Origin of the sequence: Mesorhizobium sp. M4A.F.Ca.ET.050.02.1.1 (assembly GCF_003997725.1) — a bacterium.
In the GTDB taxonomy this organism is placed as follows: Bacteria; Pseudomonadota; Alphaproteobacteria; order Rhizobiales; family Rhizobiaceae; genus Mesorhizobium.
Genome location: NZ_RZSG01001121.1, coordinates 1 through 1,453, shown reverse-complemented (window position 1 = coordinate 1,453; position 1,453 = coordinate 1). Strand labels below are relative to the sequence as shown.

At 54.4% G+C, this 1,453-nt stretch carries 2 protein-coding genes; both read right to left on the bottom strand.

Annotated features, from left to right (window positions below; all coding sequences use genetic code 11):
* Window positions 1–114: 114 nt before the first annotated feature.
* Window positions 115–399 carry a hypothetical protein gene (locus tag EOA33_RS39985; RefSeq protein ID WP_210212649.1) on the bottom strand — a complete coding sequence of 95 codons (285 nt, stop codon included), beginning with the start codon at window positions 397–399 and terminating at the stop codon, window positions 115–117.
* Window positions 400–847: 448 nt separating this feature from the next.
* The coding region (locus EOA33_RS35555; RefSeq protein ID WP_127407712.1) for a methyltransferase at window positions 848–1,453 on the bottom strand (606 nt) is incomplete at its 5' end.

Below are 1,453 nucleotides of genomic sequence, written 5' to 3'. Positions count from 1 at the left end.
CATGGATGCAGGTCAGAACCTGCGGACAGTCGCGCTTCTGTTTGCCCACGGGCGGCAATGTGTTGATGGCCGCGAACTTCACGTGCAGCCAGGTCGTCTCGTCCTGATCGACCGTTATGCGATGACGGCCTGCCTAGGGCGCCGCCGCAAGTTGGGCAAAGAAGCGATGAGCAGGATCGTGTGGGGCAGCATCGGCAGGACCGCTCGGCCCAGCCCGTTCGTCTGCACCCGCACGAGGGAGCTGATACCAAGGTCCCGCGCTTTGCGATAGAGCTCGTAGATGTCGCTCTCCCGGTCACCCACATGCACACAGCGCTCGGGCGGGCCCACGAGCGCGATGGACTGACGCAAGTTCTCCAGCCAGTGGTAGCTCTCCTTCGTCTCGATCGGCACGCGCATGGGATTGATGATTGATATGCCGCTTGAGCGCGAGCGTTCTTTGAATTTCGTTCGGGTCCAGAACTTCGCTGCCGGGACAGAATCCCGGCAGATTTACGGGGCAAATGGGCCCGCCGACAATGTAGTTAATCGAAAGCTGCACCGGATGGGTACCCGCGACTTAGATGCCGCCTCATCCTCGCTCCCGGTTTGAGACGCGAAGAAGGCCGTACGTTTTCGCAGCGAGCGGATCTCCTTTGCCAACGCCCCTTAGTATGAGCTGCGACTAGATCGGCGGTGCGTTGATCGAGGAAGTGACGAGCGGCGGATCCGCCTGTTCGGCGCGGCAGGAATTGAGGCGCCACTGAGACGCTCGGAGTAGCTTGTCCACTAAGATTAGGGCCCATGGCGTTGCGGCGCTTAGACTAGGGCACGACCAGCTGCCATCTTCCCGAAAAACCTCCGCGAGTCAGCCGTGTTCTCTGGGCCTAATCTCATACAGATGTATATTGATCATACCGTCCGTTGTGAATTTTTTTGACGCCACCTTTTCGGCTGAAAGCGGAAACTTGGCGACTTCGTTCTGGATACAAGTATCATCGCGGGAAACATTATATCCGAGCAACAATGCTCCATAAGGCAACAAGTAATGTGGCGCTAAAGTCAAGAAACTATTCAAAATCGATCCCCCAGGGTCAAAGCTACTATGTTCTATTGCTCTCGTAAACGCGAAATCCACTGGAACCTTGGTCGACGGAAGGTGAAATACGATCCTGTCGAACCGCTGAGATTTATCAATGTTGTCGAACATGTTGCTCTGTAATACTTCTATATTCTTGACGTTGTTTCTTTTTATATTTATACGCGTATTTTCGACAGAGTTGCCCGTTATGTCTGTGGCTAGAACGTGCTTCGCGCCGCTCTTTGCCATGTATAACGCGGTCAAACCGCATCCGCATCCTATCTCAAGTACAACTTTTCCTTCCATTGGGGGCAGATTCTCTGTGACCCAGCGACCCGTCTCATTATTCTCTTCGTCCCAGAACACGTCTTCATGGATTTCGAGGTCTAGAGA